General features: G+C 63.6%; 5 protein-coding genes. All 5 read left to right on the top strand.

What is annotated here, in order from left to right; genetic code table 11:
* Nucleotides 1-896, top strand: an 896-nt coding sequence (locus tag EN750_RS23955) for a putative zinc-binding metallopeptidase (protein WP_127397844.1), incomplete at its 5' end; no start/stop codon positions are given.
* Between the two features lie 62 nt (nt 897-958).
* Nucleotides 959-1,558, top strand: coding sequence for a DUF1236 domain-containing protein (locus tag EN750_RS23950; protein ID WP_127397842.1), 600 nt, complete (start codon nt 959-961; stop codon nt 1,556-1,558).
* A gap of 172 nt (nt 1,559-1,730) precedes the next feature.
* Complete coding sequence (locus EN750_RS23945) at nt 1,731-2,288, top strand: hypothetical protein (protein WP_245482786.1); 558 nt, start codon at nt 1,731-1,733, stop codon at nt 2,286-2,288.
* The gene (locus EN750_RS40940; protein WP_245482785.1) at nt 2,231-2,695 is read left to right on the top strand and encodes a CPBP family intramembrane glutamic endopeptidase; all 465 of its coding nucleotides are present in this window, start codon (nt 2,231-2,233) and stop codon (nt 2,693-2,695) included. The genes EN750_RS23945 and EN750_RS40940 overlap by 58 nt, the downstream gene beginning before the upstream one ends.
* Before the next feature lie 144 nt (nt 2,696-2,839).
* Nucleotides 2,840-3,583: signal recognition particle receptor subunit alpha (locus tag EN750_RS23940; RefSeq protein WP_189526413.1), on the top strand; the 744-nt coding region annotated here is incomplete at its 3' end.

Genomic DNA, 3,583 nt, shown 5'->3' with positions numbered 1-3,583 from the left:
CTTGCGTGCTGAACCAGCTGATCCCGGATCTCTCCGTCGACGGCAACCGCCGCCGCTGGATCCGTGTCGAAGCGGCGAAGAAGCGCGCCGTCTACTCGCTGCTGGCCTTCGGGCTGCCGGTGGCGCCCAAGCAGAACCCGGCCGACGAAATCGGCCTTGCCTTCGACTTCCTCGCCGATCCGATCGGCGGCGGCCCCGGCGGCGAGCGGATTCTGACCGGCCACGACAATGGTTTGATCACGCTCAATGTCGCCGAGGCGGATTCGGCCGAGCGCGAGAAGCGGCGCGTCGAGATGGGCGAGAACTACCGCACCTTGCTCGGTCATTTCCGTCATGAGCTCGGGCACTATTACTGGGACCGCCTGATCCGCGACGATCCGCACAGGCTCGAAGCTTTCCGCGCACTGTTCGGCGATGACCGCGCCGATTACGAACAGGCGCTGAAGGCCTATTATGCCAATGGTGCGCCGCCCGACTGGCAGCAAGACCACATCTCGGCCTATGCGACCTCGCATCCTTGGGAGGACTGGGCCGAGACCTGGGCTCACCACCTGCACATCACCGACACGCTGGAAATGGTGCACGCGCTGAACTTTCCGCTCGGCCGGCTTGAGACGGTGGAGGCCAACGACTTGCCGCGCGGCGACACAGGCGGCGGGTTGCAGGCCGCACCCTCGGATCCGGCGACCGCGCCCGAGCCTTTCGAAAAGATCCTTGCCCGCTGGCTGGTGCTGTCGGAGGCCTCCAATTCGATCAACCGCTGCATGGGCCTGCCCGACCTTTATCCCTTTGTCATTTCGGACGTCACGGCGCGGAAATTGGAATTCGTTCACGAACTTCTGACCGATTTGCCGAAAGAAGCGGGAACAAATCGTGAGTTGGCGCAAGCGTTTTAGCGGGAACGCATAAGCTGCTGCCCCGTTTTGGCTGCCGAGGGACCTGAAAACGGAGAGAAACCATGAAATCCCTGTTGTTTCCGGCGGTAGCCGGAATGCTGACCGTGATGTCGGGCGCCGCGCTTGCCGATACCGCTGTCTCAGCCGTCACCGATCTTAACGTGCGCGCCGGACCCGGCCCGCAATATCCTGTGATCGGCGTGCTCACCGCCGGCCAGTCGGCAACGCTCAATGGCTGCATCGAAAACAGCAAATGGTGCACCATAGCCGAGGCCGGCGGCCAGGGCTGGGTCTATTCCGACTATGTCACGGCCGATATCGGCGGCAGCCGCGTGGTGCTGACGGAACGGCGCTCCAGCGTTGCTGTCGTCTCGCCGCCTGAGGACATCGGCAACTACTCGACCGATTATACCGGCGCGATCATCGCCAGCGATCCGGTCGTGGATGACTTCCCGCCGCCTCCGGCTGAAATCCGCACCTATGTCGACACGCATCGCCTCGATCCCATCTATCTCGAAGGCGAAGTGGTGACCGGCGCGACCCTGCCCGACACCGTCGAGCTACGCGAGATTCCGGACTACAATTACCGCTATGTCTATGTGAACGGCCAGCGGGCGCTGATCGATCCGCAGACCCGGCGCATCATGTACGTCGTTCGCTGACGACAAATCGGCACAAGCGGCCGCTGCGATTGCAGCGGCCGCCAGCAGGCGGCGCCGCCGCGCGGCGCTCTCCTGCGCCGACTTGCTTGGCCTAGTCCTTTGCGGAAAACCATTCCGATTTTTCCGGCCATCGGTTAGTCAAATAGGCGATGACTTTGGCAAGGGAGCCCGCGTGACCATCGATCCGGCCGCCTTCGAGCGTTACAGGCATTCGCCGAACGCCAGGACGACCTTACCGCGCCTGTTGCTCGGAACGGGCATCGTGGTCCTTTTTTGGGGAGCAACCACCGTGGCCGTGCTGGTCGGCGGCACCTATGCCTTCATCGCCTGGCAGGCGACCCCATCATCCGGCATTCAGGGCTTCCTCGCTTCGCCCCTCGGCATCCTCACCGCGCTCGTCTCGTTCGCCGGCATCTGGATCGGCCTGTGGGTCGCGATGCGCTGGGTGCACGGCGAGAAGCTGTCGGCGCTGCTCGGCAACAGCCGACGAGTTTCATGGCCCGACTTCCTCAAAGGGCTGATCGCGGTGCTGATCACGTCGTTCATATCCGAGGTCCTGCTCTATCTGCTGCAGCCGCAGATCACGCGTGGCCCGATCGGCCTGTCGTCCTGGCTGCTGTTTGCGATCCCGATCGCCGCGCTCACTTTGCTGCAGACATCCTCTGAGAAGAGGTGCTGTTTCGCGGCTATCTGCTGCGCGGTCTCGCCAACCGGTTCACGAGCCCGGTAATCTGGGCCCTGCTGCCGGCCCTGCTGTTCACCTCGCTGCATTGGAGCGCGAGTTCGTCGCCAGCCATCAATGCTTGCGTGCTGGCGTCTATCGCCGCTTTCGCGCTGCTGCTGACGCTAGTGGTCTACGCAACCGGCAATCTCGGCGCCGCCTTTGGTGCTCATCTCGGCAACAACCTGACCGGGTTTCTCTTGATCTCGCATCAGGACAGCTACATCCGCGTTCGCCGCTCAAGCTCGCCGCCGAGCTTCCGGACCGGACGAGCACGGCGTGATTGCAGGCCCGGGAACGACGCAATCCGGCCTTGTCTTGACTCCGCGTCCGATTTCCTGTCTACACGCCCCGAATTCCGCGACGAGTATCCCTCCGAGCAAGCCGACCAGGACGCCGAAACCTCTTTGAGGTGAAGTGCTGTAAATCGATCCTGGAGGCCAACACCCGGCAGCGCTGAGCGCCCCCGGGTGCTTTTTGGTTTTGGCTTTTGGTTGGACACTGGGCGCGAACGCATTACCTCTCGGGCATCATCCGGGTGCCAGGGAAAAGGAAAACGAATGTTTGAATCGCTACAGGAACGTCTTGGTTCGATCCTGAACGGCCTCACCGGCCGCGGCGCGCTGTCGGAGGCTGATGTCTCGGCAGCACTGCGCGAGGTGCGCCGCGCGCTGCTCGAAGCCGATGTGGCGCTGGAAGTGGTGCGTTCCTTCACCGACAAGGTGCGCGAGAAGGCCGTCGGCGCTGCCGTGGTCAAGTCTATCAAGCCCGGCCAGATGGTCGTCAAGATCGTCCATGACGAACTGGTCGACATGCTCGGCGCCGAAGGCGTCGCCATCGATCTCAATGCCCCGGCGCCGGTCGTCATCATGATGGTCGGCCTGCAGGGTTCCGGCAAGACGACCACTTCGGCCAAGATCGCCAAGCGTCTTTCCGAGCGTCAGAACAAGAAGGTCCTGATGGCCTCGCTCGACACGCGGCGCCCCGCCGCGCAGGAGCAGCTTCGCCAGCTCGGCGAACAGGTCAAGGTTGCCACGCTGCCGATCATCGACGGCCAGTCGCCGGTCGACATCGCCCGCCGCGCCGTGCAGGCGGCCAAGCTCGGCGGCCACGACATCGTCATCCTCGACACCGCCGGCCGTACCCATATCGACGAGCCGCTGATGGTCGAGATGGTCGACATCAAGAAGGTGTCGAGCCCACACGAAATCCTGCTGGTCGCCGATTCGCTGACCGGCCAGGACGCCGTCAATCTGGCCAAGAGCTTCGACGAGCGCGTCGGCATCACCGGCCTCGTCCTGACC

The organism is Mesorhizobium sp. M7A.F.Ca.ET.027.03.2.1, assembly GCF_003999175.1.
GTDB lineage: Bacteria > Pseudomonadota > Alphaproteobacteria > Rhizobiales > Rhizobiaceae > Mesorhizobium.
This window is presented reverse-complemented; position numbering and strand designations above follow the sequence as displayed.

Bases quoted from the DNA above. Each gene is read 5' to 3' on its own strand.
- EN750_RS23950 (WP_127397842.1), top strand. From the start codon at position 959: ATGAAATCCCTGTTGTTTCCGGCGGTAGCCGGAATGCTGACCGTGATG.